Source organism: Rhodomicrobium sp. R_RK_3, from assembly GCF_002198715.1.
Taxonomy (GTDB): Bacteria; Pseudomonadota; Alphaproteobacteria; order Rhizobiales; family Rhodomicrobiaceae; genus R-RK-3.
This window is the reverse complement of the sequence record NZ_MWLK01000014.1, coordinates 25973-50925: the sequence shown is the minus strand read 5'-3', so window position 1 is coordinate 50925 and position 24953 is coordinate 25973. Positions and strand designations below refer to the sequence as shown.

The window sequence follows — 24953 nt, the reverse complement described above, 5'->3', positions numbered from 1 at the left end:
TTGCTGCGGCAAGTGGAGAGGCGAGTGGGCCCCGGCTCTAACGGCCGGGGCGAAGGAATCGAAGTTTTGCAAAGGTCTTCATAGGGTGAGGGGTTCGTGCCTATCCGAGAGTCCGCAACCCCTCACCCGGCACGCTTCGCGTGCCACCCTCTCCCCGTGGGAGAGGGGAAGGCTGCCGCACGCTGATGGGGGCGCTGGATCCTCGTTCGTGCTGGAACCTACGCCTTGACCGCCCGCGCAAATGTCCGGGCCGGGCCGGTGGGCGCGAAGCCTTTGCCGTCGAAGCTGTGCAGGCACAGGCTGAAGCGCTCCGGCCCGACTTCGATCAGCCAGAAGCCGTTCGGCTCGCCGCGCATCCGCGTCGACAGCGCCGTGGGCGCGCCGACGGCGATCATCGGCGGGGCGGGCTCGGCGAGCGGCACGGCATAGGTCTGGTGGATGTGCCCCGAAAGCAGCATCTCGACGCGCTCCGCCCCGAGCATCGCCAGGGCGCCCGCCGCGCGCCTGACGGGACGCGCCCTCGGAAAGCCTTCGACGGCGACGAGAGGATGGTGCGTCGCCACAATGCGCGCCTTGCCCGGCGGCGCTTCGGCCAGCAGCTTGCGCGCGGCCTCGACGTCGCGGCGGCGGGCGGTGCCTTCCTGCCAGTTCAGGCTGGGCTGCCAGCTCGCCGTGGTATTGAGGCCGAGGATAAAGCAGTGATCGTCCTCGAAGACCGGCATCAGCGACTGGCCGGTGACGCGGCTATAGCGGGCGAAGGGATTGGCGAAGCGCTCGAAGATGTTCCAGACGGGCAGGTCGTGATTCCCGGGCAGCATCAGCAGCGGGGCGGCGACGCTCGCCAGCCAGAGCTTGGCATCGGAGAACTCGCTGCGGCGGGAGCGCATGGTCAGATCGCCGGCGACCACGATCAGGTCGGGGGCGAGCGCCGCGATGCCCGTCGTCAGCTTGATCGCCAGCTCGGGCGGCACCGAGCCGAAATGCAGATCGGCCAGGAGCACGATGCGGGTCATGCGGGCTCAGCTTTCGGCGCCAGCACGGTCAGCGCCTTGGGGCGGATGCGGTATTCGAGCGGCGAGGTCAGCCACAACAGCTCGCCGTCATTGGCGACGCGCAGGCGCTTGCCGCTCGAGGTGATCGTCACCTTCTCGACCGCCTGGCCCTCGAAATCAGGATCGCCCGACCAGCGCCCGAGCGAGGCCTTGACCAGCAGCCAGAGCGTTTGCGTGACAGTCCGGTGCTTCGAGATGTAGAGGCCGAGGTGGCCCTCGTCGAGCGCGCGGCGCTTCGGCAGCAGGCTCGGCGATTCGCTATAGAGGTTGTTGGAGACGACGACGGTCAGCGCGCGGTGCAGCCGGGGCGAGTCGCGGTCGTCGATCAGCAGGGCGATGCGGCGGGCGCCGCGAGCGATGGCGACCGGCATCGCCGCATAGCCGCGCAAGCGTTCGGCCAGCGTGCCGCCACGCAGCTCCTGGCGCTTCTCGGTAATCATCGGCGGCAGCCCGATGAAGGAATTACACAGGAACAGCTTGCCGTTGACTTCGGCGACGTCGATGAGCTTGGGCTCGGCGGTGGCCAGTTGCTGCAACGCCTGATCGACCTCCATCGACAGATTGAGGTCGCGCGCCATCCGGTTCATGGTGCCGAGCGGCAGGATGCCGAGCGCCGTCGGCGTGTCCACCAGCACCGTCGCCGCGGCATTCACCGAGCCGTCGCCGCCGCCGACGATCAGCGCGTCGTAGCCTTGCGCCGCCGCCCGTTTCACGGCCTCACCGATGGCGTCGGGCTCGACCACCTCGATGTTGATCGAGTGGCCGGCATCGCCGAACACCTTGCCCAGCTTGTGCTCGAACGTTTCGGTGCCCGCACCGATGATGGTGCCGGCGCGCCGGTTCAGAATCGCGTGTATGCGCATTGATCTGCCGATGCCCCCTGAAAGCCGCGCCATTGCGGTTTGCGCGCCTTGAGGAAACAATGCAGGGGGCGCGGGGTTGCAGCTCCCGAAATCAGGATTAAGGACTGACGAATTCGGCGGCGGGGCGCAGCGTGCCGACGCGCTCGGCAACGATCTTGAAGCTGGCGAGCAGCGGCACCGCGAGCAGCGCGCCCGCCATGCCCCACATCCAGCCGAACAGGATGATCGAAATAAAGATAGCGACCGGATTGAGCGAAAGCCGCCTGCCCCAAATATAGGGCGAGATCAAATTCTGCACCAGCAGCAGGACGCAGAGATAGATCGCGGGCAAGGCGAGCGCCGCCGTCAGCGCGTTCACCGACACGATGGAGGCCAGCGACAGCAGCACCAGGATCACCACCGGGCCGACATAGGGGGCAAAGCTGAGGATGGCGGTAACGGCGCCCCAGAGCAGCGCGTTCTCGAGCCCGAGCGCCCAGCCTGCGACGGTCACGAGCAGGCCATAGCCGATATTGGTGAGGGTGAGCGAGACGAGGTAGAACGAGATGTCCTTCTTGACGCTGCGGGCGATGTCGATGGTGCGGGTCTTGTGCTCCTCCGAGGGCATCAGCGCGACCAGCTTGCGCAGGAAAAGGTCGCGCGTCGACAGCAGAAAATACAGCAGGATGATGACGATGCCGACCGAGGTCATGGCGCGCTGGGTGCCCGACAGCAGCTCGCCGGCAAAACTCGGGCGGCGCAGCTCGACCACCTGCCGGCGCTGTTGCGGCTTGTCCAGCTCGGTGACGTTTTCGATCTGCTCCGTCGCCTTCTGGATCTCGGCGATCGGCTTCTTGATCAGCTTCAGCCGCTCCTCGATCTTGCCGAAACCGGAGGGCAGCCGCGTCACCCAGTCCTGGGCGGGCCCGGCCAGCGTCACCACCGAGCCGATAATGAGGCCGAGCGCCGCAATGACGATGACGCCCGAGGCAAGACCGCGCGGCAGCGACAGCCGCTCCAGCCATTCGACGGCGGGCGACAGCAGCATCGAGAGCAGGATGGCGATGGTGATCGGGATGAGCACCGGCGCGGCGAAATACAGCGTGTAGAACAGGGCGATGACGAACAATCCGACCACGGCCGCGCGGAGCAGCGGATCGCGTCCCGAGCGGGGAACCGGAGCCAGGGCGGCATCGACCGCCGGTATCACCCGCTGGGTCACCGGTATGTGCTGAGCCTGTGTCATGCGGCCATCGGTCCGATCTGCATTGCCCGTATGCACAGCGCGCTTGGCTGCCCATGGCGGCGCGTGCTGAGGGCATTCACCCTGCGACTGAAAGCGGTTCTAGACCCGCCGGTGAGACGGCGCAACGGGGCTCACCAACGCGGCGCGGGACTGCGGCCGGCGAGCCTGGTCCGTCGCATGCCCTACCCCAGCGCTAGCGATGCCGCCCCCGGCGATGCCCAGATGTCGCCACCCCCGGGATTTTCTTCATTGCGTATACAATTTTCTCTTGAAACCTCGGTCCATAGCGTGCATATGCCCCCCCTTGTAAGCCGGAGGTCATGCAGTGCTTGTTCCGCCGGTTTTGTCTGGTCATCTACTGGTTGGGGAGGACGCCATATGGCATACGATGTCGCCCTCTTCCAATTGGGGATGGACTTGGACTTTGGTTCAAGCACCGCCCAAACGGAAGAAAAGCATTCCGTCTGCGGCCCGAGCGTGGCGCAGCAGAACGATCGGAAAGACTATTTTTGCACGCGTGGCGGCGAGACTTTCGCCGGTACGCATCTGATCATCGATGTGAAGAATGGAAGTCGCCTTGACGACCTGGAGCACATCGAGAATACCTTCAAGAAATGCATCGAAGTCGCAGGTGCCACGCTCCTGCACATCCACATGCATCACTTTACACCGAATGGAGGCGTCTCGGGCGTCGCCGTGCTTGCTGAGTCTCATATCAGCATTCATAGCTGGCCCGAATATGGCTACGCAGCCTTGGACATCTTCATGTGCGGAGACGCAAAACCGCATCTGGCCGTGGACGTGATTCGCGAAGCTTTCCAGCCGAGCGAAATCATCGTCACCGAGCATTTGCGCGGCAAGGAACTGGCGGTCGCCGCCTAGGCGGAGCCGCTGGCGTTCTCGCCAAGGAATGACGTGCCCGGCTGTCATGGCCGGGCACGTCCTTTTTATGCACAGGTTTAGCCGCTGGAGCCGCTGCGATGACTCGCTGGGTCGACGAGACGTTCAATCCACATTTCCGCTGCGCGATCGAAGCCGACGCGGTTCACTACGAAGGCCATACCGGCTTTCAGGACCTGATCATTTTCGACAACAAGACCTTTGGCCGGGTGATGATGCTCGACGGCGTCATTCAGCTCACGGACAAGGATGAATTCATCTATCACGAGATGATGGCGCATGTGCCGCTGTTCAGCCTGGAGCGCCCGGAGAGCGTGCTCATCATCGGCGGCGGCGATGGCGGTGTGCTTCGCGAGGTGCTGAAGCACCAGGGCGTGAAAAGCGTCGTGCATTGCGAGATCGACAAGGTCGTGGTCGAGCAGTCGGTGAAGCTGTTCCCGGCGATCTCGCAGGGCTCATTCGAGGACCCGCGCGTCGAGCTGCTGATCGGCGACGGCATCAAATTCGTCAACGAGACCGAGCGCCGCTTCGACGTCATCATCGTCGATTCGACCGAGCCGATCGGCCCGGCGAAGGTGCTGTTCACGGAAGAATTCTTCGCCGCCTGCCAGCGCTGCCTGACACCGGGCGGCGTCTTCATCGGTCAGAACGGCCTGCCGTTCCTGTATCCGGAGCATCTGGCCGAGAGCGGCCAGATCCTGCGTTCGCTGTTCGCTGATGCCGCCTGCTTCATGTGCACCCAGCCGACCTATTTCGGCGGTCCCTTCGCGCTCGCCTGGGGCGGCAATGACGCCGCGACTCGGAACGTGTCCACCGAGGTGATCGCCGGGCGCTACGCGGCGAGCGGGATGACCACGCGCTACTACAATCCGCAGGTTCACACGGCCTCCTTCGTGCTGCCGAATTATGTCGCGGATGCCTGGGGCGGCGCGGAGAAATAGTCTTACCCCGCGAATCGATCTTCCTGCCAGAGGAGCCATCCGGTAAGTACACGCCATTGTGATTTCTGTTGATCCAATGGTGGGGGCGTACCTAGAATGATCCAGGCTTTCGTCATTTCATTGCCGGACGCCCAAGCGAGGCGCGACGCGATCAATGCGATGCTGGCCGGCAACATCGCCTACGAGATTCTCGACGCCACGGCGGGGAAGGACCTCGCAGGCCGCGAGCGGGAATTCTGCAAGGATCTTTATTGCGCGCGCGCCTTCCGGGAAATGTCCCTGAACGAACTCGCGTGCTCGCTCAGCCACAAGCGGGCGATGGAACGCTTCCTGCTCAGCGGCGCGGATAACGGCCTCATTCTCGAGGATGACGCCGTTATCGAAAAAGACGATTTCGCGAGGATCTCCTCGGCGGTGCAGGCGCTGCCCAATTTCGACATTCTGAAAATCGGAGGCTATGGACGGTGTGGCCCGATCGGCAAGGCGGCGGCGCGAGCGGGCGACGTGACCATTGTGGCGGTCATATCGCCTTCGACCTGCTCGGCCGCCTATATCGTCAGCAAGAGCGGCGCACGTAAATTGGTCGCGACGGTCCTGCCGGTCGGAGACCCGTTCGATCTGTTCCTGCGCAACGTCTATGTCCACAAATGCTCGGTGTTCGAAACGTCGCCCTGGCTGGCCACGCATCCGCTCGACATGTCGAACACCACCATCGGCGGGGACCGGGGCTCGGCGCGCCGGACGGTGTCGTTCAGCAGAAACCTGCGATCCGTGATGTTCCGGCTTCGCTACAATACGATGAACTGGGTGTTCAACCTCCGCAGGTTCGGCACGTCCTATCTGACGAAATCGCAATTCGCCCCGCATCCCAGTCCGAGATCGGCCTGATGCTTTGGCGCCCGCCTTTCGATCAGGCGGGCGTCAGATAATGCGCGCTGAACAACCCTTTGGGATCCGTCCACACCTGGCGTGAAGCCCACCCGGCCGAAGCCGCCAGCGCCTCGAACTCCGCCACCGTGTATTTATACGAATTCTCAGTGTGGATAGTCTCGCCCTCGGCGAAGGCAAAACTCTCGCCGAGGACCGTCGCGCTCTGGGGGACGCAACTGCGCAGATGCATTTCGATCCGCCCCGCCGCGGCGTTGTAGATCGCCTCATGCGCGAAGGCGGACAGGTCGAAATCGCCGCCGAGCTCGCGGTTGACGCGGGCGAGCAGATTGAGGTTGAAGGCCGCCGTGACACCCAGCCGGTCATTATAGGCGGGCAGCAGGATGTCGGTGCTCTTCTTCAGGTCGACGCCGACAAGGAAGCCGGAATTGGCCCCCAGCAGCACCCGGCAATTCTCCAGGAATGCCGCGGCCTCGGCATGGGTCAGATTGCCGATGGTCGAGCCGGGGAAGAAGCCGAGCTTCTTCTGCGTCCGCGCGCTCCTCGGCAGGGTCAGCGCGGCGCTGAAATCGCCGTGCAGGGGCGTCACCCGCAAACCTGGAAAGCGCTCGCGCAGCCGGCTCACCGCACCCGCCAATGCGGCCTCGGAAATATCGATGGGGACGTATGAGGCAAGACGCGGCAGCGCCTCGATCAGGCGGTCGGTCTTGCGGCTGGAGCCCGAGCCGAATTCGACGAGGCAAACGCCCGGCCCGGCGAGGGCGGCCATCTCCTCGGCATGGGCGTCGAGCAAGGCGATCTCGGCGCCGGTCGGGTAATATTCCTCAAGCTCGGTAATGCGCTCGAACAGTTCGGACCCCCGCGCATCATAAAAGAAGCGCGAGGGGATGGATTTCGGCGTTCCGCGCAATCCGGCGATGACGGCATCGGCAAAATCGCAGCCGTGGCCGTCCCAGGTCGCCTCGAGCGCGCTCATGACGCGGCGCCGTCATCGGCGAGACGCAGCCCGGTGAATTGCCAGCGCTGATGGGGATAGAAGAAATTGCGGTAGCTGCGGCGGATATGGCCGTCAGGCGTCACGCAGGAAGCGCCCTTCAGCACGAACTGGTTGCACATGAATTTCCCATTATATTCGCCGACCGCGCCGGTCGCGGGCTTGAAGCCGGGATAGGAGAGATAGGCGCTCGCTGTCCATTCCCAGACATCGCCGATCATCTGCTGCAGGCCGGGCTCGCCGAGCCGGGCGGCCTCCGGGCGCAGCGCGTCATGACTGAGGATGTTGCCCTCGAGCGGCTGATCGGCCGAGGCGACCTCCCATTCGAACTCGCTCGGCAGCCGCTTGCCGGCCCAGCGGGCAAAGGCGTCGGCCTCGAAGAAGCTGACATGGCAGACCGGCCGCGCCGGATCGACCGGCTTGAGGCCGCGCAGCGTCATCTGATGCCAGACGCCGTCGCGCTGCTCCCAATAATGCGGCGCGTCCCACCCCTCGCGCTTGACGATGGCCCAGCCGTCGGCGAGCCAGAGCGTCGGCGTCGCATAGCCGCCATCGGCCATGAATTCGAGCCATTCGGCATTGGTGACGAGACGGTTGGCGAGGCGGAAGGGGCGGATGAGCTGATCGTGGCGCGGGCTCTCATTGTCGAAGGCAAAGCCCTCGCCCTGATGCCCGACCGGCAGGATGCCGCCGCCGAAATCCACCCAGCGTAGATCGGGGATCTTGCCGCCCTCGATCGCCGTACCCTCTTCGCGATAGGCGGGGCGCAGCGGGTTGCCGGCGAAGATGGCGAGGCAGTCGGTCAGCATCAACTCCTGATGCTGCTGCTCGTGATTGACGCCGAGCGTAATCAGATCGAGCGCCTGCGGCGAGGGGCCGTTGCCGCCGCGGTCGAAGAAATTCTCCAGCGCTTCGTCGACATGCTCGCGATAGGCGATGACTTCATCATGGCGCGGGCGCGTCAAAAGGCTGCGTTTCGGGCGCGGGTGGCGGTCGCCTACGGTTTCATAGTAGGAATTGAAGCAATAGCCGAAGCGCTCGTCAAAAATCTTATAGGCGGGATCATGCGGCTTGAGCACCAGTTCCTCGAAGAACCAGGTGGTGTGCGCCAGATGCCATTTGGTCGGACTGGCGTCTTCCATGGCCTGAACGATCTGGTCCTCTTCGGACAAGGGTTCGGCGATCTGGATCGAGGTTTGCCGGGTTCGGGTGAGACTGCCGCGCAGACTTGCGTGGCCCTCGGGGTGGCCGTCATACGGCGTCGGGTCGTCAAGTGGCATAAAATCCTACCTTGCTAGCGACATGAGACACAAATCACCTACGGCGAGCTTGGTTCCCGAAAACGGCGGAATCCAGCTCGCGAACGAGAACAATGTAGGAACTGCGGGTGCGGCGGATCAAGGGCCGGCCAGCGAAAATATTGCGGCGGCGCCGATGGACGGCGCTGCGTTGCAGATCCTGCGCGGCACCGGGCGCTATTTCCGGGCGATGAATTTCGCGGTTTTGGCGGAGCTGCCCTTGGCCGACGGCCGCCGCTGCGACCTGATGGCGCTCGACGCCAAGGGCGATATTGCGATTGTCGAGATCAAATCCTGCATGGCTGACTTCCGCACCGATCAGAAGTGGCCCGAATACCGGCAATGGTGCGACCGCTTCTATTTCGCCGTCGATGCCGATTTTCCGCAGGGGCTGATCCCGGAGGATTGCGGCCTGATCCTCGCCGACCGCTTCGGCGCGGACGTGCTGCGCGAGCCGCCGGAGCACCGCCTCAATTCCGCGCGGCGCAAGGCGGTGACGCTGCGCTTTGCCCGTTGCACGGCCTTCCGCCTGCACGAGCTGTTCGATCCGGAGCTGCGCGCTGTCGGGCTGCTCTAGATTTGGGCAATCCCGCTGCCGAGCCGCTTCCACGCGCCCGCGCGAGCGTCTAAACTCGGCTCTCTTCCGCCCGGGCCGCATGATGGGGTTTCATGAGCGACCAGCCGAACGACCTGCCATACACACCCACCGAGATGATGACCGTGACGGCGTCGCGGGCGCTCACCGACGCCGACATCTGCTTCGTCGGCATCGGCGCGCCGTCGGCGGCCTGCAATCTGGCGCGCTACACCCATGCCCCCAAGATCACGCTGATCTATGAATCCGGCACCATCGACACCAAGCCCGAAGTGCTGCCGCTCTCCATCGGCGACGGCGAGCTCTGCGACACCGCGCTGACCACCGTCTCGGTGCCGGAGATGTTCCGCTACTGGCTGCAGGGCGAGCGCATCAGCGTCGGCTTCCTCGGCGGCGCGCAGATCGACCGTTTTGCCAATCTCAACACCACTGTAATCGGCGATTACGGCAAGCCGTCGGTGCGGCTGCCGGGCGCGGGCGGCGCGCCCGAGATCGCCACGGCGAGCGGCCAGATCTTCATTATCATGGCGCTCGGCAAGCGGTCCTTCGTGGAGAAGCTGGAATTCGTGACGACGCTCGGGCACGGCAGCGGCGGGACGAGCCGGCGCGATTTCGGCGTGACCTCGAAGGGCCCGACGAAAATCTTCACCGATCTCTGCCTGATGGAGCCCGATCCCGAAACCAAGGAGCTGACCGTCACCAGCCTCTATCCGGGCGCGACGCGCGAAACGATCCAGGCCAAATGCGGCTGGCCGCTGAAATTCGCCGCGCTGCTGCGCGAGGAGTTGCCGCCGAGCGCGGCGGAGCTGGCGGCGCTGCGCGAGATGCACGCCCGCACCGCGCGGGCGCATGGCGATGCGGCTTAGCACCGGGTCGCGGACAGCAGGCGGCCGCCCCCGTCAGAAGCCGCTTACCAACCCGGCCGGATGCGGCTTGACCGCCCCCGGCTCGCTTCCTATCCTCGAAACGCGAGCCAGATTGTCCGTTGTGCCCGGTCCGGGCCACGCCGCTAGACAATTGCGGAACGAGGCCATGGTTTCCGCGTGATCACCATACAATCGAGGACGACGCCGCGCTTTGACCGGGCGAGGGCAAGACTTGTTCATGCGCGCGTTGCGGCGGCAGTGGCCGTCCGCGATCGCAAAAAGCCGGGCATTCGGGGAAGGGAACGTCATGACCATCAAACGCCGCACATTCCTGATCGGCGCCGGCGGCGCCGCGCTGTCGGGCGCAAAACTGTTCACGCCGGCCATCGCGCAAACCAGGACGCTGCGCTTCGGCGTCGGCCCGTTTCTGCCCAGCGCGACCGACACCAAGACCGCTTACACGCCGCTCTTCGCCCATCTGGCCAAGCAGCTCGGCGCCGATTTCGATCTCGTCGTCGCGACGGACTGGGCGGGGCTCGCGGTGGCGATGGGCTCGGGCCAGCTCGACGTCGCCTGGATGGGGCCATGGGGCTATATCATCGCCAATAACGCGACCGGCTGCCAGGCGGTGGCGACCGTCAAATATGACGACAAGCCGGTCTATCACGCCATCATCATCGCGCGCCCTGACCTGCCCGTGACGAAATTCCCCGACGACACCCAGGGCAAGTCGATCTCCTTCGCCGATGTCGGCTCGACCTCGGGATGGCTGATCCCGTCTTTTTACGCCAAGGAAGTCTGGAAGATCGATCCCAAGAGCTTTTGGAAATATTCGGAAGGGGCGAGCCACCCGGCGAATGAGATCGCCGTCATCTCCGGCCAGGTCGACATGGCGACGGATTACGACCGCAACCGCAATGCGATGATCGCCAAGGGCACGGTGAAGGAAGACTCCAACAAGATCATCTGGACCTCCGATCCCCTGCCGAACGACGCCATCGCCCTGCCGGCCGACACGGCGAAGGACCGGGGCGCGCAGGTGCAGCAGATCCTGACCGCCATCACACCCGAGCAGGCCAAGCAGTTGCTGCCGCCGCGCTATACCGGCTTCGTGGCCGCGACGCACGCGGCCTATGCCCCGATCGAGAATGCGGGAAGCGCGCTCGGCAAGATCAAGCCGAAGGGCTGATCGATGTCCCCGGCCGAACGCGCCCTGGACGACATCGACGCCAAAAAGCGCGGCTTCACCGCCGCCCGGCTGCGCTTCTGGATCGCGGCGCTGCTGATCCTCGCCTTCTATGTCGCCGCCTGGCGGCTGGCGCAGGTCGATCCAGCAAAACTGCTGACCGGATTGCCGAAACTATGGCGCTGGATCTCTTCCGCCTGGCCGCCCGATACCGCCGAGCTGCCGCTCTTCCTCTTGCGCATGGCGGAGACGGTGGCGATGGCCGCCATCGGCACGACGCTCGCGACATTGCTCGCCATCCCGATGGCGGTGATCGCCAGCGGCAACATCACACCGTTCCCTCGGCTGTATTACCCGGCGCGCTGGTTCCTGAACGCGCTGCGCGGCATCGATTCCTTCGTCTTCGCGCTGCTCTTCGTCGCCGCCGTCGGGCTTGGGCCTTTCGCGGGCGTGCTCGGCATCGCGCTGCACACCTGGGGGAGCGCCGCCAAATTCTTCGCCGACCATATCGAGAACGCCAATCTCGGCCCCTTCCACGCCGTGCAGACGACCGGCGCCAGCCGGTCCACCACCATTGTCTATGCGCTGGTCCCGGATGTGCTGCCGGTGATGCTGTCCACCACCCTGTTCTGGTTCGAGTTCAATGTCCGCGCCTCGACGGTGCTCGGCGTCGTCGGCGCGGGCGGCATCGGCCTGGAGCTGAAGAACAGCATGGACCTGCTCGATTTCCCCCGGCTGTTCACAATCATCGCGCTCATCCTGGTCGTGGTCACGGTGCTCGACCAGTTGTCGGGCTGGCTGCGCAGGAAGCTGGTGTGACGCGATGACCGCGCCCTTCCCCACACCCGGCGTCGACGCGCCAAACGGCTTTGCGCGGCCCGTCCTGTCCGGGCCGCCCCGGCTCGATGTGCGCGGGCTCAGCAAGGCGTTCGGCGGCGTGCCCGCCATCGACAACGTCTCGCTGACCGTGCGCGGGCATGAATTCGTCGCGGTGCTGGGGCCGAGCGGGGCGGGCAAGACCACCTTGTTCCGCTGCGTCGCCGGGCTGCTGGCCCCCGATGCCGGCGACATCCGCATCGGCGGCCGCGACATCTCGGAAATGCGCGGCGCCGAGCGGCGGCGCATCGCCGTGGTGTTCCAGCAGTTCAACCTCGTGAACCGGCTGACCGCCATGGAGAACGTGCTTGCCGGACGCCTCGGCTATGTCGCCGCCTGGCGCGGCTGGACCCGCCGCTTCACCCGCGCCGACCGGCTGCTGGCGCTGAGCTGCCTCGACCGCGTCGGCTTGCTCGCCCAGGCGATGCAGCGCGCCGACACGCTGTCCGGCGGCCAGCAGCAGCGCGTCGCCATTGCCAGGGCGCTCGCCCAGCGCCCCGACCTGATCGTTGCCGACGAGCCGGTCGCCAGCCTCGACCCGCAGACCAGCGTCAGCGTGCTCGAATTGCTGCGCGGCATCGCCCATACGGAGGGCGTCGGAATCGTTTGCAGCCTGCATCAGGTGCATTTCGCGCGCGCCTATGCCGACCGCATTGTCGGCCTCATGGGCGGCAAGGTCGTCGTCGATGCCCCCGCCGCCGCCTTCGACGAAGCCGCCTTCGCCAATCTGTATGGACCTCAAGCGGATGCGGGCTCCTCGGAAGGCCGCCGCGACTGACGAATCGCCAGTGACCGCCGATCATCCTCGCCGGAACACAATGATGTCGAAATCTCGCAGCGTGGCGGCGGCATCCGAGGCGCCGCCATCCCGTTCCGCCTTATGACACTTCGATTTTGCAGTGCAGAAATTGCCCAACTCCCCACGCAATGCCGTCGGGACTTCGCCCCAATTTCTGGTTAGGGTTCACACATGCGCTCGGGGCTGCCGGGCGAAGAATTCCAACGACAACAATCGCCGCCAAATAGCTTCTGGCCTTATCCGCGCCGAACGATCCGCGTCCGGCGACGATGATTCTTGCTGTGTGCGAACAGTCGAAGAGATGAGCTGATATGGCCCGCCGGGCGATCCGAAAGACCGACCTGGGTACGATCCTGTTGCATTGGACGCTGGTCGGCTTGCTCCTTGTCGCGGTGACCACCGGATTGCGGATCGCGATCGGCTCGCCCTATGACATGACCTGGCTGCAGGCGTTCGATCTCATCCTGCCGCAATCGGCGGTGTGGACCTGGCATATTCCGGCCGGGGCCCTGCTGTTCGGGCTGGCGGTGTCCTACGCGATCTATCTCGCCAGGACCGGCCTTTCCCGGCGCATCAAGCCCGATAGGGCGCGGCTGTCGGGGCTCGCCGGCAGCAAGCGCGCCCGGCTCGGCGCGATCAACGTCATCTTCTATTGGATCTTCTTCCTGACCATCCTGCTGGAGCTGGTCACCGGCATCCTGCTCTATCTCGGCTATGCCGGCATGGTCGCCGACCTGCATTTTCTCGGCACCTGGATCGTCATCGCCTATCTGCCGGCGCATCTCCTGATGCACCACGCCATCGGCGGAGCGCGCCAGCTCCTGCGCATCTTCGTCCCCGGCCGTCTCGCCCCGCCGCCGCCCCCGTTCGATCCGTTCGAGCTGCTCGCCGAGGCGGCGATGAGGGACAGAGCCGCTGCCTCGCGTCTCCCTGCGCCAACCGTCCATCCCCAGATAAGCTCCAGGCACCCGCCCTCAGTGGTGCCGCTCCCGGCGCGGCGGGGCCGCCCCGGCGAGGTGCTGCACGCCCATCCGCTGGTGGTCGCCATCGGCGGCGGCATGGCGGCGATGGCGGTGCTGATGTCGCTCGACCATGTCGGCCGCGACACGCTCGTCATCGAAGAGATCGAGCGCAATGATGGCCCGGCGATCGACGGCGACATCTCGGACCGGGTCTGGAGCGACGCCGAGCCGGTCTTAGTGCGCACCCAGCAGGGCGCCAATCTGAACGGCGCGGGCGGCACCATCGTCGAGATCCGTGCCGTGCATGACGGCACCAACGCCTATTTCTCCTTCGTCTGGACCGATCCGACGCGGTCGCTCAAGCACCTGCCCCTGGCCAAGACCAAGGCGGGCTGGATGCTGGTCCACGACAGGTTCGACCTCGAGGATGCCAACGCGTTTTTCGAGGACAAGCTGGCGGTGCTGATCGCGCCCGGCTACACGCTGATCCCCGGCGACCGCACCTTCCACGCCGGCCACAAACCGATCCCCGACGCGCCGCCGAGCGCCTCGGGCCGCGGCCTGCACTACACGACCGACGGCAGCATGGTCGACGTCTGGCAGTGGCACGCGACCGGCGGCACCGGCTCGGGCTGGGTGGACGACAGCCATTTCGGGCCCCCCGCCCAGCCGACCCAGGCCGAGCTCGACGGCGTGGAAGCCTATAAGGGCGGCTTCGTGCCCGACCCCGGTACCGCGCCGGTGGGGCTGAATTTCAAGGAGCGCCGGATCGGGGGCTATGACACCGCGCTGCAGCCGCTGCGCCTGCCGAAGAACCTTGCCGAGACCGACCGGGCGCTCGGCGCCGTCGACCTCGATCCGGACCGGGGAGAAAGCGACGGAGCGAAATGGTGGCTGCCGGCCTCGGAGTCGGTGCCCTATTCCAAGGCGCTCGACGACGCCATTCCGGTCGGCACCATCATACCCGGCATCATCGCGGCTGGGGACGCCAGCGGCGACCGCGCCGACCTGGCTTGCGCGGCGAAATGGGCGGCCGGGCGCTGGGTGCTGGAAGTCGTCCGCCGGCTGGATACGCGCAGCCGTTTCGATGTCCCAATCAAGACCGACAGCTATTTGCGGGTCGCTGTCTTCGACCACTCCCAGACCCGCCATACACGTCACATCAGGCCGATACGTCTTCAGGTGAATACATGCAAAAAAGCTGCACAGTGTCCGTCAATGGTCAGAAATTCTCCGCCAAGCGGGGTGACGTCCTTTTAGACGCGGCGCTGGTCAACGGCATCGAAATCCCGCACGATTGCCGCGCCGGCCAATGCGGCACCTGCGAGCTGCGCGTGTTGAAGGGCCTGACCTTCGGCGGTGACGGCGGCGAAGCCGGAACGGTGCGGGCCTGCCAGGCGCGCGTCATCACCGATCTGGAGCTGCTGGTCGAGCCGGTGCCGGATATCGTGACGACGCGCGGCATCGTCACCGGCCTGCGCCCGCTGGCGCCCGATGTGGTCGAGGTGCGCATCAGCCTCGCCAAGCCGGTCGAATATCTGCCGGGGCAATATTACAAATTCCGCTTTCGCGGCTTTCCGGCGCGCTGCTTCAGCCCGACCGCGCCGATGACGCCGGAGAAGAGCGATGGCGGCATCCGGCTGCATGTGCGGGTGGTGCCGGGCGGGCGGGTGTCGTCGTCCTTCGGCGGCCAGATCGCCATCGGCCATCCGGTCCGGCTCGAGGGCCCGTTCGGCACCGCCTATTTGCGGCCCAATCTGCCGAACCGGCTGGTGCTGATCGGCAGCGGCACGGGCTTTGCGCCGATCTGGGCGATCGCGGAAGCGGCGCTGCTCGAGAACCCCCTGCGCAAGATCGTCATGATCCCCGCCGCCAAGACGTACGAGTCGCTCTATATGGGCCCCGCCGCGCGCCGGCTCCGGTATCATCCCGGCGTCATCATCCTCCCGGTCGCCGACCACGCCCCGCCGAACGTCACGGTTCGCCGCGGCCGGCCGACCGACCACATGCCGGCGCTGACCCCCGACGACATCGTCTATGCCTGCGGTGCGCCGCCCATGGTCGAGGCGATCAAGGCCAAGGCGGCGGAGGCCGGGGCGAGTTTCTATGCCGACCCCTTCGTCGCGCAAGGCGACGATACCTATGAGGGCTTGCTGGCCTGGGCGCTCGACCAGCTTTGCCATTTCGGCTCGCCGATTGCGCGCCCGCTGCTGGAAAAGCCCAAGCAGCAGCAGACGGAGGCGCAGGAAGCAAAGCCGGCGCGCCGCCCCCGTTCCCCCCTGCGCCAGCAGACGGAGGAGGCGGTGCCCACCGCCCCGCCACGGCAGCAGGCGCGCCCGCCGCAGCGGCTCGCGCTTCCGGCCCCGGACCGTGTGGACATGCAGCCGCGTGCCGAGGACAGGCCCGCGCCGCCACCGCCAGCCAGGGATCCGGTCGGCCGGCCGCAGCCCGATCTTGGGCCGCCGATGGAGATCTTCCCGCCGCTGCGGGCCCACAGCCAGCGGCCGCAGCGCCGGCCGACGTCGTTGCAGGAGGCGCTCGATGACGTCCAGGCGGAGGAGACGCTTCCACCGCCTCCCCCGAGGCCCCATCGGCCGCAGCCGCATCCCCGGCAGCTTCCGCCGCCGCCGCGCGCCCAGCACGCCGAGGAGGCCCGCCCACGGCCGATGCGCCAGCCGCAACCGCCGGCGCGCCCCCGGCCGCCTCAGACGCCGGTCGACCCCGAATCGCCGCACTATGCCGGCGCGCAGCTCAGCGACCTCATCGAATTCGCCCGGCAGCACGGCCGCATCGCAAAGTAGCCCCGCGCGAACCTCGCCGGCCACAGGCGGCCGCCCCCGACGCCGACGCGTCGCTCGGGCGGCCGCCAAGGCGCCGGCACGATGGTTAATTTTCGCCTCGCCATAATGCGGCGCCCCCTTTGACGCGGGCGCTGCGAGGGGCCATCTTCTTGCGCGACCCATCGACCGGCGCATTCGCGCAGCAAGAAAGGCATCCCCATGATAATCGACCTGTCCGGCAAGACCGCCATCGTCAGCGCCTCGACGCTCGGCATCGGCTACGCCATCGCCAAGGGGCTCGGCGAAAGCGGCGCCACCGTGGTCGTCAACGGCCGCAAGCAGGGGGCCGTGGACAAGGCTCTCGCGGCCCTGGCGGATGAGGTGGCGGGCGGAAAATTCCGTGGCTTCGCGGCGGATCTGGCCACGGCGGAAGGCTGCGCGGCGCTGGTCGCGGCCGAGCCCAGCGCCGACATTCTGGTCAACAATCTCGGGGTCTACGGCCCGCAGGATTTCTTCGAGATCCCCGACAGCGAGTGGCAGCGCTATTTCGACACCAACATCATGTCCGGCATCCGTCTGGCGCGCGCCTATGCGCCGGGGATGGTCGAGCGCGGCTGGGGCCGGATCATTTTCCTGTCCTCCGAATCCGGCCTCAACATTCCCGCCGACATGATCCATTACGGCCTTACCAAAACCGCCAACCTCTCGGTCTCGCGCGGTCTGGCCAAGCGGCTTGCCGGGACGGGCGTGACGGTGAACGCCGTGCTGCCCGGGCCGACCATCACGGAAGGCGTCATCGGGATGCTGAAGGAGGACACCGAGCGTCTCGGCTCGGTCGAAGCCGCCGGCGAGGCCTTCGTCCTCACCAACCGTCCAAGCACGATCATCCGCCGCATGGCGACGGCCGAGGAGGTGGCGAATCTGGTGGTCTACACCGCCTCGCCCCAGGCCTCCGCGACCACCGGCGCCGCGCTGCGTGTCGATGGCGGCGTGGTCGACAGCCTGTGACCGGCTGATTATTCCGCGGCGATCAGGTGGGCTGCATCGCCGGGGCGCTTGTCCGGTGAGCGGAAGCGGGCGAGGAGCTGAGCTTCGAGCGCTTCCGCCTCGGCCATGCGCGCGGCTTTGACCGGGCCGTAGCCACGGATCTGCTGCGGAAGCTGGGCAATGGCAATCGCCACGCCGAGATTGGCGGAGGTCAACGCGGGCAGCAGGCCGTCGATGGTCCGCTCATAGTTCTCGGCGAGCCGGCGTTCGGCGCGGCGCTCCTTGGTCCAGCCGAACGGGTCGAGGGGGGTGCCGCGCAGGGGCTTGAACCTCGCAAGCAGCGTGAAGGCGGTGAAGATCCAGGGGCCGAAGGTGATTTTGCGCGGACGGCCGGTCGCGGGATCGATGCCGCTGATCAGTGGCGGCGCAAGCTGCACGCTGAGCTTGCCGCCGTCCTCGAAGCTCGCCGCGAGCTTGGCCTTGAAGGCCGGATCGGCATAGAGCCGCGCGACCTCGTACTCGTCCTTATAGGCCATCAGCTTGAAGCCGCTGCGCGCGACGGCCTCGGTCAGCGCCAGACGCTTCGCGCCGCCCAGTTTCGTTTCCGCCGCGCGGACGCGGGCGACCAGCGCCCGAAAGCGCTCGGCATAGGCGGCGTTCTGATAGGCGGCGAGTTCGCCCGCCAGGCGTTCGATCAGTGCATCCAGATCCTCGGCGGGCGCGGCGACGGGTGCGGTGAAACCGGGCAGCGCCTCCGGCTTGGCGGCCAGCAGCCGTCCGGCATGGAAGGCCGCGAGATTGGCCGGCACCGCCGTGCCGTTCAGCGCGATGGCGCTCTCGATGGCCGCCAGCGACAGCGGGAGCCGCCCGCGCTGAAAGGCCATGCCGGTCAGCATCATATTGGCGTAGAGCGTGTCGCCGAGCAGCCGCTTGGCGACGCTGGCGACCGGCTGCGCCGTCAGCTCATGCACGGCGTTGCGCAGGCGCATGGCCGGGCGGCTGGTGCGGTACGCGAGCGATTGGTGCAGCACAAAATCCGCCGTCGGAGCGATCTCCTCGTCCGCGACGGCGAAGGTGCGGCCCGGATCGCAGAGCGTCAGGCAGGCTTCCCCGGCGGAGACGACGAGGTCGCCCGCGATCAGGCAATCCGTGCCGCCGGGCGCGATCTTGGCGATCGGCGCGGGGCCGCCCGCCGGGGCGATGGCGAGATGCGAGAGCACCGCGCCGCCCTTTTGCGCGAGACCTGTCACGTCCAGCGTCGCGACCTGCCGCCCGTCGAGATGCGCCGCCATGGCGAGGATCGCGGAAACGGTCGTGACGCCGGTGCCGCCGATGCCGGTCAGCAGGATTTTCACCTCGCGGGTGCCATGCGTGGCCACCGGCTCGACGAGCGCCGCCGCCGCCGCGATGATGGCGTCGGGCGCGAATTCCGGCTGCTTCAGCGCCGCGCCTTCGACCACGACGAAGGACGGGCAAAAGCCCTTGGCGCAGGAATAATCCATGTTGCAGGAGGATTGGTTGATCTGCCGCTTGGTGCCGAAGGCGGTCTCCAGCGGCTCGATCGACAGGCAGTTGGACTGCACGCTGCAATCGCCGCAGGCCTCGCAGACGCGATCATTGATGAACATGCGCTTCAGTGGCACCGGATATTCGCCGCGCTTGCGGCGGCGGCGCTTTTCCGCCGCGCAAGTCTGGTCGAAGATCAGCACGGTGACCCCGCTCGTATCGCGCAATTCGCGCTGCACCCGGTCGAGCGCGTCGCGCCCGTCGATGCTGACGCCGGCCGGCAGCGTGGCCGCATCATGCCGGCCCGGGTCTTCGGCGACGATGGCGATCCGCGCCACGCCCTCCGCCGCGACCTGCCGCGCGATTTCGGCAACGCCGAACGGGCCTTCGACATGCTGGCCGCCGGTCATGGCGACCGCGTCGTTGTAGAGAATCTTGTAAGTGACATGCGCCTTGGCGCTGACCGCGGCGCGGATGGCGAGGCTGCCGGAATGATGATAGGTGCCGTCGCCGAGATTGACGAAAAGGTGGCCGGTCTCGGTGAAGGGCGACTGGCCGAGCCAGGCGACGCCCTCGCCGCCCATCTGGGAAAAGCTGTCTCCGGCGCGGCCGTCCATGGTCTGCGCCATGATGTGGCAGCCGATGCCGGCCATGGCGCGGCTGCCTTCGGGAATGACGGTCGAGCTGTTGTGCGGGCAGCCGGAGCAGAAATGCGGGGGGCGCGCGGACGGCGTCGCCAGCTTATGGCCGAAGCGCTCGCGCCGTTCAAGGCGGTGGACGGTCTCGTCCATGCGTGCGCTCAGCTCGCTCGGCGGCAGCATCTTCGCCAGCACGGCGGCGATATCGGCGGCTTCGAGATCGCCGAATTCGGAGAACAGCGGCGCGCCGGTCAGGTCGCGCTTGCCGATGATAGCGGGGCGCTTGGCGGCGTCCCAATGATAGAGCTGCTCCTTGAGCTGCGTCTCGATCAGCGGCCGCTTGGCCTCGACGACGAGCACCGATTGCAGGCCGGAGGCGAAATCGCGCATATCCGCTTCGTCGAGCGGCCAGGGCATCGAAGTCTTCATCACGCGCAGGCCGAGGCGGTCCGCGACGGCTGCATCGATGCCGAGAAGCTGAAGCGCGCCGCGCAGGGCCGACCAGTTCTTGCCGCTGGCGATGATGCCGAGGCGCGGCGCGGCGCTGTCCCAGACGACGCGGTTGAGGCGATTGAGGCGGGCATAGAGCTTCGCGGCGGGCAGCCGGACCAGCAGCATTTTCTCCTCGGCGCCAAGGCGGCCTTGCATCCGCAAGCCGGCGAGCGTGATGTGCCGCGCCACGCCGTCATCCGGGGGCATGAGGATGGACAGCCGCGCCGGATCGACGTTGACCGTCGCTGAGCCGTCGAGGACATCCGTCAGCGCGCATATGCCCACCCACAGGCCGGAGAAGCGCGACAGGGCGATGCCGTGCAGGCCGAGGTCGAGCAGATCCTGGATGTCGCCTGCCGCGAGCACCGGCATTTCATTATCGATCAGGGCGAATTCGCTCTGGCTGGCGAGGGTGGAGCTTTTGGCCAGCGGATCGTCGCCGGCGATGGCAAGCACGCCGCCGAGCGGCGCGGTGCCGCTCATATTGGCGTGTTTGAACACATCGCCCGAGCGGTCGACGCCCGGCGCCTTGCCGTACCAGAGGCCGAACACGCCGTCGACCTTGGCGCCGGGATGCAGATTGACCTGCTGGCTGCCCCAGACGGCGGTTGCCGCCAGATCCTCGTTCACGCCGGGCTGAAAATGGATGTTGTGGACGTCGAGCAGCTTTTTCGCGCGCGCGAGCTGCTGGTCGTAACCGGCGAGCGGTGAGCCGCGATAGCCGGAGATGAAACCGCCCGTGTTGAGGCCGGCTAGCCGGTCGCGCCGGATTTGATCGAGGGGAAGTCTGACCAGCGCCTGGACGCCGCCAATGAGGCAGGAGCCACTCTCGGAGAGATATTTGTCGTCCAGTCGAACGGTTGGATCCGTCATGCCGCTTCGCCTCCGAATCATCGTCAATCGCAAACGCCGCACAATCGGTAGAGTAGCCCGAAATACGCGAAATCTTTTGCCTTTTGGCCCGTTGCGGTTGCATAATCAGCAAGGATTTTGCGGAAACAGGCCGGATGTTGGAAGGAATTGACCGCATCGATCTGCGCATCCTCGACCAGCTCCAGCAGGACTGCACTTTGTCCATGGCTGAGCTGGCCGAGCGGGTCGGGCTCAGCTCGTCGCCCTGCTGGCGGCGGATCAGGCGGATGCAGGAGGCGGGCATCATCAAGCGGCAGGTGGCGCAGCTCGACCGCGAGCAGCTCGGCCTGCAATTCGTCGTCTACGCCTATGTGAAGCTGGCCAATACCAACCGCGAGACGCTGGAACGCTTCGAGGCCAATGTCAGCCATTGGCCGGAAGTCGTGCTCTGCGAGCTGATGACCGGGGCGGCGGACTATCTCATCAAGGTGGTGACGGCCGACGTGCGCAGCTACGACCGCTTCCTGCGCGACAAGCTCCTCGCCGAAACCGTCGTCGCCGACGTGCAGTCCCGCATCGTGGTGCATACGGTGAAGGAGACGAGCCGGCTGCCGCTGCCGGAGTGAGGCCGCCCACTATTGTCATTCCCGCGAAAGCGGGAATTCAGTACGCCGCAGCGGTCGCCGCAAAGGCACCGACGCCCGGCTATGTTTGCCCTTTACGGAATCCCCGCTTTCGCGGGGTAACGGTAAGCCAGCCCTATCGCGCCCGCTCCGTCGCCAGTCGCACGGCGAGCGCCGCGAGCACGCTCGCCATGATCCAGCGCTGCATCCTGATCCAGCCCGGCCTCGCGGAAAACCACGCAGCGACCGAGCCGGCGGCCATGACGATGGTGAGGTTCACCGAAAAGCTCACCAGGATCTGCGCCGCACCGAGCGTCACGCTTTGCAGCAGCACGTCGCCGCGCGCCGGGTCGATGAATTGCGGCAGCAGCGACAGATAGAGCACCGCGATCTTCGGGTTCAGCAGATTGGTGAAGAAGCCCATCGCGAACAGCTTGCGCGGGCTGTCGATGGCGAGGTCCTTGCGGGCCTCGAAAACCGAGCGCGCGCCGGGCCGGACCGTCGTCCAGGCGAGATAGAGCAGATAGGCGGCGCCCACCCATTTGATCGCCTCATAGGCGAAGGGGACGGCGAAGAGCAGCGCGGTCAGGCCGAGCGCGGCGCAGACCATGTAGAAGACGAAGCCGAGCACGACGCCGAGCAGAGAAATGAAACCGGCCAGCCGCCCCTGCAGGATCGAGCGGCTGAGCAGATAGATCATGTTCGGGCCGGGCGTCAGCACCATGCCGAGGGCGATGAGGGCGAAGGCGGCGAGGTCGGCCGAAGAGGTCATGCGGTGCTCCTGCTGTTCCGCGCCAGGATGCCGCCGATGCGGCGGGCGAGCAAGCCCGAGGGAGCCGGGCGGAGCAGAATCAGTGCATCAGACGTTGCACGTCTAACGATCAACCTGGAAACGGAGAAATCCATGTTCAGTCACATCTCGATCGGCGTCGCCGACCCGCAGAGGTCCAAGCTCTTCTATAATGCCGCGCTGGAACCGCTCGGCTACACGCTGCTCAGCGACAGCCCCGGCGCGCTCGGCTATGGCGAGGACGACGTCATGCTTTGGATCCTCAAGGCCGAGCATCCCGTCCCGGCCGACCCGAAATCCGGCCTGCATTTCTGCTTCGACGCGCCCGATAGCAAAAGCGTCGATGCGTTCCACGCGGCAGGCCTCGCCTCGGGCGGCACTGACAACGGCAAGCCGGGCATCCGGCCGGATTATAGCGACAGCTATTACGCCGCCTTCCTCATCGATCCCGACGGCTACCGCCTCGAAGCCTATTGCGATACCGACGAAGCCTGACGCAACCGGATGGCGGTCAGGCCAGTCCAGGCCGCCATCCGCGATCCTTGCATTAAGCGCTCACCCGCTCCGCCGTCGCGGCGGCGAGCGCGGCGGCGGCTTCGCGGATGCCGGCTTCGTCGACATCCAGATGGGTGACCGCGCGCATCCGGGTCGGTCCTTCGACACCGATGCGGATGCCCTGGCGCAGCAGGCGTTCGGCGATCTCGGGCGTGCGCTTTCCGGTTCCCTCGACATCGAAGAACACCAGGTTGGTCTCGATCTCGGGGGAATCGAGCTTGATGCCGGGCAGCGCCCCGATCAGCGCGCCGAACAGCCGCGCATTGGCGTGATCCTCGGCCAGCCGATCCACATGGTTATCGAGCGCATAGAGTCCGGCGGCGGCCAGGATGCCGGCCTGCCGCATGGCGCCGCCAAAGCGGTGCTTCCAGACATCGGCCTCGCGGATGAAGGCGGCCGATCCGGCCAGCACGCCGCCGACCGGGCAGCCAAGACCCTTGGACAGATCCAGCCAGACGCTGTCGAAGGGCGAGGCATATTGCCGGGCGCTGATGCCCGTCGCGACGACGGCGTTGAGCAGTCGGGCGCCGTCCATATGCAGCACCAGCTTCAGCTCGGAGGCGACCGTTACCACCTCGGACAGCGTCTCCAGCGGCCAGACGCTGCCGCCGCCGCGATTGTTGGTCTGCTCCACCGCGACCACCCGCGTGCGCGGCGCCTTGGCGTAGGCGCCCCGCGCAAAGGCCGCTACCTCGCGGCCGGAAAAGATGCCGCGCTCGCTGTGGATCGGGCGGATGACGCTGCTGGCGAACACCGCCGAGCCCGCGCCTTCGGAGGTGACGATGTGGGCGTTCTCCGCCGCGATGATCTCGTCGCCCGGCCGGCAATGCACCGCCAGCGCGATCTGGTTGCACATGGTGCCGGACGGCAGGAAGATCGCCTCTTCCTGGCCGAGCAGTTCCGCCACCCGCGCCGTCAGCGCGTTGACGGAGGGGTCTTCGTCGCGCTGCTCGTCGCCGACCGGCGCTTCGGCCATGGCGCGGCGCATGCCAGGGGTCGGACGCGTCGCGGTGTCGCTGACGAGGTCGATGCGGATGGGGCGGGTGTCTTGCATGGTCATCACTTAACCTCGGATGCTTGCCGGGCCTTGGCAAGGCCCTCACTGACGCAGGCGATCGTGCGTTCGACGTCCTGCTCGTTGTTGTAGGCGTGCAGCGCCAGCCGGAGCTGGCCGCGGCGAATCGTGTGGACGATCTTGCCGTCGGTCATATGGGCTGACAACGGGCCGATCAGCGGATCGTTCGAAAAACCATGACCGCCCGCGTCGAGCTTGCCGATGGTCATGATGTGGGAAAGCTCCGGACCGCCGGCGGGCGTGGCGGGCGGCAGGCCGATGGCGGTCAGCCCCTCATGCAGCGCGGCGGCGAGGGAGAGCACGCGTTTCTCGATGCGCTCCGCGCCGAGTTCCAGCAGCAGGTCGAGCGAGGCGTCCGCTGCGTAAGCCCCCGCGAGGTTGAAGCTGCCGACTTCGAAGCGGCGGCTGTCGGGCTGGAATTCAAAGTCGAAATTGCCCATGGCGGAATGGTCGTCGGTGCCCTGGATGACGGCGGGGCGCGAGAGATAGGCCGGCTCCAGCCGGTCGATCCAGCGCGGCGAGGCGTAGAGGAAGCCGAAACCGTAGAGGCCGAGCAGACCCTTCGAGGTGGAGGTGACGAAGCCGTCGATCGGCTCGGCGTCGAAATCATGGCGCAGGATGCCGGCGGATTGCACGCCGTCGACCAGCAGGAAAACGTCGCGCTTGCGGCAGGCTTCGCCGAGCCGGGCGACGTCCGAGCGGTGCCCCGGCGCGAAGGTGACGGAGGAGCAGGTCATCACCCGCGTGCGCCCGTCGATGGCGGCGATCATCGCGGGGATGTCGAGACCGCCATCGGACCGCGCCGCCACCATGCGGCATTCGACGCCGCGCGTTTTCAGGCGGAGCCAGGGGTAGATGTTGTTCGGGTGCTCGGCCTCGACCGTCAGCACGACATTGTCGCCCTCGCGCCAGGGCATCGCCCAGGCGATGGTGTTGGCGCCGTCGGAGACGTTGCGGATGGCGGCGATGGTCTCGGCGGGCGCGTTCACCAGCCCGGCGAATTTCGCCTTGGCGCTGGCGACATGGACTTCGTGATCCTTGCGGTTGGCCGAAGCCATGGCGAGGTGGTCGAGGAAGACGTTTATCGAGGCGCGCACGCGGTCGTGCAGGATGGTCTTGTCGCAAATGGAAAGATAGGTCTGCGCCCGGAGCGCGGGGAAGCCCTCACGAAAACTTGCGAAGGCGTGGGGCTCGGCTTCGGCTTGCATGG

22 protein-coding genes are annotated in these 24953 nt (G+C 66.6%); 13 read left to right on the top strand and 9 right to left on the bottom strand.

What is annotated here, in order from left to right:
- Positions 1-218 precede the first annotated feature (218 nt).
- The 3 genes from BLEFHOIH_RS06815 to BLEFHOIH_RS06805 form a co-directional block, all read right to left on the bottom strand.
- Positions 219-1013, bottom strand: a complete 795-nt coding sequence (locus BLEFHOIH_RS06815) for a metallophosphoesterase (protein WP_088343777.1) — start codon at positions 1011-1013, stop codon at positions 219-221.
- On the bottom strand, positions 1010-1915 hold the full coding sequence (locus BLEFHOIH_RS06810; RefSeq protein ID WP_170937038.1) for a diacylglycerol kinase family protein: 906 nt from the start codon (positions 1913-1915) through the stop codon (positions 1010-1012). The genes BLEFHOIH_RS06815 and BLEFHOIH_RS06810 overlap by 4 nt, the downstream gene beginning before the upstream one ends.
- 97 nt (positions 1916-2012) lie before the next feature.
- Positions 2013-3140 carry an AI-2E family transporter gene (locus BLEFHOIH_RS06805; protein ID WP_088343775.1) on the bottom strand — a complete coding sequence of 376 codons (1128 nt, stop codon included), beginning with the start codon at positions 3138-3140 and terminating at the stop codon, positions 2013-2015.
- Between the two features lie 378 nt (positions 3141-3518).
- Here BLEFHOIH_RS06805 and speD point away from each other — a divergent pair, with 378 nt between their 5' ends.
- From speD to BLEFHOIH_RS06790, 3 genes are all read left to right on the top strand, one after another.
- Positions 3519-4022, top strand: a complete 504-nt coding sequence (gene speD, locus BLEFHOIH_RS06800; RefSeq protein WP_088343774.1) for an adenosylmethionine decarboxylase — start codon at positions 3519-3521, stop codon at positions 4020-4022.
- A 98-nt stretch (positions 4023-4120) separates the two neighbouring features.
- Positions 4121-4981 carry a polyamine aminopropyltransferase gene (gene speE, locus BLEFHOIH_RS06795; protein WP_088343773.1) on the top strand — a complete coding sequence of 287 codons (861 nt, stop codon included), beginning with the start codon at positions 4121-4123 and terminating at the stop codon, positions 4979-4981.
- Positions 4982-5077: 96 nt separating this feature from the next.
- On the top strand, positions 5078-5869 hold the full coding sequence (locus tag BLEFHOIH_RS06790; protein WP_088343772.1) for a glycosyltransferase family 25 protein: 792 nt from the start codon (positions 5078-5080) through the stop codon (positions 5867-5869).
- Positions 5870-5891: 22 nt separating this feature from the next.
- Here the strand turns inward: BLEFHOIH_RS06790 and egtD are convergent, their stop codons facing one another.
- Complete coding sequence (gene egtD / locus BLEFHOIH_RS06785; RefSeq protein WP_088343771.1) at positions 5892-6845, bottom strand: L-histidine N(alpha)-methyltransferase; 954 nt, start codon at positions 6843-6845, stop codon at positions 5892-5894.
- Positions 6842-8143: an ergothioneine biosynthesis protein EgtB gene (egtB, locus tag BLEFHOIH_RS06780; RefSeq protein WP_088343770.1), complete on the bottom strand. Its 1302-nt coding sequence runs from the start codon at positions 8141-8143 to the stop codon at positions 6842-6844. The genes egtD and egtB overlap by 4 nt, the downstream gene beginning before the upstream one ends.
- A 154-nt stretch (positions 8144-8297) precedes the next feature.
- Between egtB and BLEFHOIH_RS06775 the strand changes: the two genes are divergently transcribed.
- From BLEFHOIH_RS06775 to BLEFHOIH_RS06740, 8 genes are all read left to right on the top strand, one after another.
- Complete coding sequence (locus BLEFHOIH_RS06775) at positions 8298-8738, top strand: MmcB family DNA repair protein (protein ID WP_088343769.1); 441 nt, start codon at positions 8298-8300, stop codon at positions 8736-8738.
- A 92-nt stretch (positions 8739-8830) separates the two neighbouring features.
- Positions 8831-9622 carry a CoA-transferase subunit beta gene (locus BLEFHOIH_RS06770; RefSeq protein ID WP_088343768.1) on the top strand — a complete coding sequence of 264 codons (792 nt, stop codon included), beginning with the start codon at positions 8831-8833 and terminating at the stop codon, positions 9620-9622.
- 307 nt (positions 9623-9929) lie between these two features.
- Positions 9930-10811, top strand: coding sequence for a phosphate/phosphite/phosphonate ABC transporter substrate-binding protein (locus BLEFHOIH_RS06765; protein ID WP_088343767.1), 882 nt, complete (start codon positions 9930-9932; stop codon positions 10809-10811).
- A 3-nt stretch (positions 10812-10814) separates the two neighbouring features.
- Positions 10815-11627 (top strand): phosphonate ABC transporter, permease protein PhnE, encoded by an 813-nt coding sequence (gene phnE, locus BLEFHOIH_RS06760; RefSeq protein WP_088343766.1) that lies wholly within the window; start codon positions 10815-10817, stop codon positions 11625-11627.
- A 4-nt stretch (positions 11628-11631) separates the two neighbouring features.
- Positions 11632-12462 (top strand): phosphonate ABC transporter ATP-binding protein, encoded by an 831-nt coding sequence (gene phnC / locus BLEFHOIH_RS06755; RefSeq protein WP_088343765.1) that lies wholly within the window; start codon positions 11632-11634, stop codon positions 12460-12462.
- 332 nt (positions 12463-12794) lie between these two features.
- Positions 12795-14705, top strand: a complete 1911-nt coding sequence (locus BLEFHOIH_RS06750; protein WP_088343764.1) for an ethylbenzene dehydrogenase-related protein — start codon at positions 12795-12797, stop codon at positions 14703-14705.
- A complete protein-coding gene (locus BLEFHOIH_RS06745) occupies positions 14654-16246 on the top strand; it encodes a 2Fe-2S iron-sulfur cluster binding domain-containing protein (protein WP_170937037.1) in 1593 nt (530 codons plus the stop codon). The genes BLEFHOIH_RS06750 and BLEFHOIH_RS06745 overlap by 52 nt, the downstream gene beginning before the upstream one ends.
- 198 nt (positions 16247-16444) lie before the next feature.
- Positions 16445-17233, top strand: a complete 789-nt coding sequence (locus tag BLEFHOIH_RS06740) for an SDR family oxidoreductase (protein ID WP_088343762.1) — start codon at positions 16445-16447, stop codon at positions 17231-17233.
- Between the two features lie 8 nt (positions 17234-17241).
- On the opposite strand, the gene BLEFHOIH_RS06735 is transcribed toward BLEFHOIH_RS06740, so the two are convergent.
- Complete coding sequence (locus BLEFHOIH_RS06735; protein WP_088343761.1) at positions 17242-20721, bottom strand: indolepyruvate ferredoxin oxidoreductase family protein; 3480 nt, start codon at positions 20719-20721, stop codon at positions 17242-17244.
- Positions 20722-20855: 134 nt separating this feature from the next.
- On the opposite strand from BLEFHOIH_RS06735, the gene BLEFHOIH_RS06730 reads away from it, so the two are divergent.
- Positions 20856-21326: an Lrp/AsnC family transcriptional regulator gene (locus tag BLEFHOIH_RS06730; protein ID WP_088343760.1), complete on the top strand. Its 471-nt coding sequence runs from the start codon at positions 20856-20858 to the stop codon at positions 21324-21326.
- 133 nt (positions 21327-21459) lie between these two features.
- Here BLEFHOIH_RS06730 and BLEFHOIH_RS06725 read toward each other — a convergent pair whose 3' ends face one another.
- Complete coding sequence (locus tag BLEFHOIH_RS06725; RefSeq protein WP_088343759.1) at positions 21460-22095, bottom strand: LysE family translocator; 636 nt, start codon at positions 22093-22095, stop codon at positions 21460-21462.
- 132 nt (positions 22096-22227) lie between these two features.
- Here BLEFHOIH_RS06725 and BLEFHOIH_RS06720 point away from each other — a divergent pair, with 132 nt between their 5' ends.
- Positions 22228-22608: a VOC family protein gene (locus tag BLEFHOIH_RS06720; protein ID WP_088343758.1), complete on the top strand. Its 381-nt coding sequence runs from the start codon at positions 22228-22230 to the stop codon at positions 22606-22608.
- A gap of 52 nt (positions 22609-22660) precedes the next feature.
- Here the strand turns inward: BLEFHOIH_RS06720 and BLEFHOIH_RS06715 are convergent, their stop codons facing one another.
- Both BLEFHOIH_RS06715 and BLEFHOIH_RS06710 read right to left on the bottom strand, forming a co-directional pair.
- Positions 22661-23728, bottom strand: coding sequence for a threonine aldolase family protein (locus BLEFHOIH_RS06715; protein ID WP_170937036.1), 1068 nt, complete (start codon positions 23726-23728; stop codon positions 22661-22663).
- Positions 23728-24951, bottom strand: coding sequence for an aminotransferase class V-fold PLP-dependent enzyme (locus BLEFHOIH_RS06710; protein ID WP_088343756.1), 1224 nt, complete (start codon positions 24949-24951; stop codon positions 23728-23730). The genes BLEFHOIH_RS06715 and BLEFHOIH_RS06710 overlap by 1 nt, the downstream gene beginning before the upstream one ends.
- Between the last annotated feature and the right edge of the window lie 2 nt (positions 24952-24953).

Excerpts from the sequence above, each read along its gene's own strand:
- BLEFHOIH_RS06775 (WP_088343769.1), top strand. The coding sequence starts at position 8,298 with ATGGACGGCGCTGCGTTGCAGATCCTGCGCGGCACCGGGCGCTATTTC.
- egtB (WP_088343770.1), bottom strand. The coding sequence starts at position 8,143 with ATGCCACTTGACGACCCGACGCCGTATGACGGCCACCCCGAGGGCCAC.
- phnC (WP_088343765.1), top strand. The coding sequence starts at position 11,632 with ATGACCGCGCCCTTCCCCACACCCGGCGTCGACGCGCCAAACGGCTTT.
- BLEFHOIH_RS06720 (WP_088343758.1), top strand. The coding sequence starts at position 22,228 with ATGTTCAGTCACATCTCGATCGGCGTCGCCGACCCGCAGAGGTCCAAG.
- phnE (WP_088343766.1), top strand. The coding sequence starts at position 10,815 with ATGTCCCCGGCCGAACGCGCCCTGGACGACATCGACGCCAAAAAGCGC.
- BLEFHOIH_RS06815 (WP_088343777.1), bottom strand. The coding sequence starts at position 1,013 with ATGACCCGCATCGTGCTCCTGGCCGATCTGCATTTCGGCTCGGTGCCG.
- BLEFHOIH_RS06740 (WP_088343762.1), top strand. The coding sequence starts at position 16,445 with ATGATAATCGACCTGTCCGGCAAGACCGCCATCGTCAGCGCCTCGACG.
- speE (WP_088343773.1), top strand. The coding sequence starts at position 4,121 with ATGACTCGCTGGGTCGACGAGACGTTCAATCCACATTTCCGCTGCGCG.
- BLEFHOIH_RS06715 (WP_170937036.1), bottom strand. The coding sequence starts at position 23,728 with ATGACCATGCAAGACACCCGCCCCATCCGCATCGACCTCGTCAGCGAC.
- BLEFHOIH_RS06725 (WP_088343759.1), bottom strand. The coding sequence starts at position 22,095 with ATGACCTCTTCGGCCGACCTCGCCGCCTTCGCCCTCATCGCCCTCGGC.
- egtD (WP_088343771.1), bottom strand. The coding sequence starts at position 6,845 with ATGAGCGCGCTCGAGGCGACCTGGGACGGCCACGGCTGCGATTTTGCC.
- speD (WP_088343774.1), top strand. The coding sequence starts at position 3,519 with ATGGCATACGATGTCGCCCTCTTCCAATTGGGGATGGACTTGGACTTT.
- BLEFHOIH_RS06750 (WP_088343764.1), top strand. The coding sequence starts at position 12,795 with ATGGCCCGCCGGGCGATCCGAAAGACCGACCTGGGTACGATCCTGTTG.
- BLEFHOIH_RS06810 (WP_170937038.1), bottom strand. The coding sequence starts at position 1,915 with ATGCGCATACACGCGATTCTGAACCGGCGCGCCGGCACCATCATCGGT.
- BLEFHOIH_RS06730 (WP_088343760.1), top strand. The coding sequence starts at position 20,856 with ATGTTGGAAGGAATTGACCGCATCGATCTGCGCATCCTCGACCAGCTC.
- BLEFHOIH_RS06710 (WP_088343756.1), bottom strand. The coding sequence starts at position 24,951 with ATGCAAGCCGAAGCCGAGCCCCACGCCTTCGCAAGTTTTCGTGAGGGC.
- BLEFHOIH_RS06770 (WP_088343768.1), top strand. The coding sequence starts at position 8,831 with ATGAGCGACCAGCCGAACGACCTGCCATACACACCCACCGAGATGATG.
- BLEFHOIH_RS06765 (WP_088343767.1), top strand. The coding sequence starts at position 9,930 with ATGACCATCAAACGCCGCACATTCCTGATCGGCGCCGGCGGCGCCGCG.
- BLEFHOIH_RS06805 (WP_088343775.1), bottom strand. The coding sequence starts at position 3,140 with ATGACACAGGCTCAGCACATACCGGTGACCCAGCGGGTGATACCGGCG.
- BLEFHOIH_RS06735 (WP_088343761.1), bottom strand. The coding sequence starts at position 20,721 with ATGACGGATCCAACCGTTCGACTGGACGACAAATATCTCTCCGAGAGT.
- BLEFHOIH_RS06790 (WP_088343772.1), top strand. The coding sequence starts at position 5,078 with ATGATCCAGGCTTTCGTCATTTCATTGCCGGACGCCCAAGCGAGGCGC.